This is a genomic window from Aeromicrobium sp. (assembly GCF_047607065.1).
Taxonomy (GTDB): domain Bacteria; phylum Actinomycetota; class Actinomycetes; order Propionibacteriales; family Nocardioidaceae; genus Aeromicrobium.
In genome coordinates, this window is sequence record NZ_JASGDU010000039.1 from 1 (window position 1) to 2576 (window position 2576).

Annotated in this window: 5 protein-coding genes; all 5 read left to right on the top strand. The window is 60.3% G+C overall.

What is annotated here, in order from left to right:
• A partial coding sequence (locus QM597_RS05600; RefSeq protein ID WP_415003884.1) for a hypothetical protein occupies window positions 1-204 on the top strand: 204 nt, incomplete at its 5' end.
• Entirely contained in the window at window positions 204-497 is a 294-nt protein-coding gene (locus tag QM597_RS05605) for a hypothetical protein (RefSeq protein ID WP_415003888.1), read from the top strand. The genes QM597_RS05600 and QM597_RS05605, both read left to right, overlap by 1 nt.
• Complete coding sequence (locus QM597_RS05610) at window positions 497-781, top strand: DUF2523 domain-containing protein (protein WP_415003885.1); 285 nt, start codon at window positions 497-499, stop codon at window positions 779-781. Before QM597_RS05605 ends, QM597_RS05610 begins: the two co-directional genes overlap by 1 nt.
• On the top strand, window positions 778-2085 hold the full coding sequence (locus QM597_RS05615) for a zonular occludens toxin domain-containing protein (protein WP_415003886.1): 1308 nt from the start codon (window positions 778-780) through the stop codon (window positions 2083-2085). The genes QM597_RS05610 and QM597_RS05615 overlap by 4 nt, the downstream gene beginning before the upstream one ends.
• Before the next feature lie 152 nt (window positions 2086-2237).
• Window positions 2238-2576, top strand: a 339-nt coding sequence (locus tag QM597_RS05620; protein ID WP_415003887.1) for a hypothetical protein, incomplete at its 3' end; no start/stop codon positions are given.

The following is a 2576-nucleotide window of genomic DNA, read 5'->3' on the forward strand; positions in this document are numbered from 1 at the left end:
ATGGCGGTGGTTATCGTGGCTCTGGCGGCTCTGGTGGAGGCTCAAGCGGAGAGGGCGGCGGCGGTGGCGGCGGCGGCTCTGGTGGCCAGGGCGGGCAGCCGGGGGGCAGTGAGGGTCAAGGCGGCGCGGGGGGTGCTGGTGGCGCGGGCGGTGCCGGTGGAGCTGGTGGCGCAGGGGGCAAAGGTGGTGATGCCGGCGACGTGATGTGCAAGCTATTTCCGAACGTCCTGGCTTGCGCCACCTTCGGGAATGCCCCTACGTCTGACGGCATTAACCGGACTACCCGGAGCGCTCTATACACGCCTGAATATGTGATGGCTGGCACTGGTGCTTGCCCCGTTGATCCGACTGTTACGGTCGGTGGGCAGGCTATCAGCCTCGGCTTCTTCTCCAAAACGTGCGGTTATCTTGTGGATTATGTTCGTCCTATGGCGATTGTTCTGGCATCGTTCTTTGCTTTGATGATCGGCATAGGTGGTTTCAAGGGGGGTGATTGATGCCGCTCGTTGCATGGTTGCTTGGGATGGTTTCTTCCCTGGTTGGCCGGGTGCTTCTCGCACTTGGCATGTCAGTGGTGACCATCGTGGGATTTGAGGCTGCAATCGGTACCCTCAAAAACGCGGTATCAGGCGGCGCGAATGCGCTCCCTGTTGATGTTCTGAATCTCTTTCTTCTGGCTGGTGGTGGTGCCGCCATTAATATCATTTTTGGTGCCATCAGTTTCCGTGTCACGCTGTGGGTAATCCAGAAGTCAACTAAGGTTCTTGGGGTTAGCGCATGATTACCCTCATTACCGGCGCCCCTGGTAGCGGCAAAACCCTTTATTGCGTCGATAAAATCATTCGCCCCGTCATCGGCAAGCGGGTGACCGGCGTCGATGAGAATGGTGAGCCTGCTGCTTATGATCGGGTGGTTTATTCAAACATCAACGGTCTGCTTTTAGAGCATGAGCTTGTCGATGCGGCTTGGCTTGAGAATTTGGCCGACAACAAGCGTCCTGGTGCCTTCGTCGTCTTCGATGAGGTGCAGCGTGTTTGGCCGAATCGTCCTGCAGGCAGCAAGAAACCGGCCGCTGTCGAGTATTTGGAAACTCACCGGCATGACGGTATCGACGTTGTGCTCATGACTCAGAACCCGCAGCTTCTTGATCCTGCTGTTCGGAAACTCGTTGGCCGTCACCTGCATATGCGTCGTGTCGGTGGCATCGGCGCGGCCATCGTGTATGAGTGGGACGCTTGCTCCGATACCCTGCGGTTCAAAAGCGCTTTCACCAAAACCCCTTACCGCTACAGCGGCTCGGCCCAAAAGCTGTATAAATCCGCGCGGGTTCACACAAAGCAAACCCGCAAGCTGCCCTTTGCGGTCTGGATGCTCTTTGGGGGTCTGGCGGCTGCGGCCTACATGTGGCCGCATGTCTTCGGTCGCCTCGGTGCTGATCGCGTCGTGCCTGGGGCATCTGCCGTCGCCGGCTCGCCTGGTGCGCCTGCGTCGGCCGCGTTGTCAAGCGCTCTGCAACCTGGTGCGCCTCGCCCGCTCACGGTCGCCGAATATCACGAGTCCCTGCGCCCGCGTTCTATGAGCCTGCCGCATACCGCGCCGCGTTATGACGAGCTGACGCGGCCGACTCGTGTTCCCTACCCTGCGGCCTGCGTTTCCAGTAAATCCAAGGGATGCCTGTGCTTCGATCAGGACGGCGGCCGTATGTGGCTTCCTGAGCCCATTTGCCTTCGCATCATCGAGCATGGCCTGTTCCTGGACTTCGAGCCTGGTCGTCTGGCGCAGGGTCGGCAAGGTGCGCTGCTCTCTGCGAATTCTGTTCACTGGACGACAAACGGGGGGCCCCTGAACGGAGCGAATGCGCAGTGGCCCTCAGGGCAGGGGGCAGGGGTATCGGGGCAGCATGCCCCGATGTCAGCCGATCCTGGTCACGTGCCCGGCATTACCGCCTCTGACATTGCCCGCCTGAGTCGTGCCGATCACGGCCGGAACGTCTTTGCCCGCTCTGCGGCTGCGGAGCCTGCTGCGGCCGTTTCAGAGGGTTCTGGCGGTGTCCCTGCGGCTCGCGCTCGCCGGCCCGCCGGATAGCGGAGCGCGGCGAGGCCGGCGAGCGAAGCGAGCCTAGATTTATCTCTAGAACACTTTAGGACAGATACAGAAACCGCCGTCCCCAAAAGGTGAGGCCCGCAGCAACTGGACATTGCTCGGGCCTCGGTGACGGCACACATGCGGGGTGTGCAGTGCTGAGAATTATTGATGGAACGCCCTACCTGGGCAAGACGGCGGATTGGGTCAAGGTACGCGCCTATGACCTGGGCAATGGTCACTTGGAAGTCTCAGGCTACCGTCCTATCGTTTGGGAAGAAGCCGATTGGGAACCTCTGGCGATCAAGATGGCCATCGAAGCCATCGAACTTGCAAAGGGGGAACGTGATGAAGAGGAACATCGTGAGCTTATGGCCCGCAAAGCCGCGCAGCGGGCCAAAAAGCGCGTTAGGCGGCTTTGCAAGGTCATGGGCGTGAATACCCTGCTCACCCTCACCTATCGGGCCTGTGAGACTGATCTGGCCCGTTGCAAG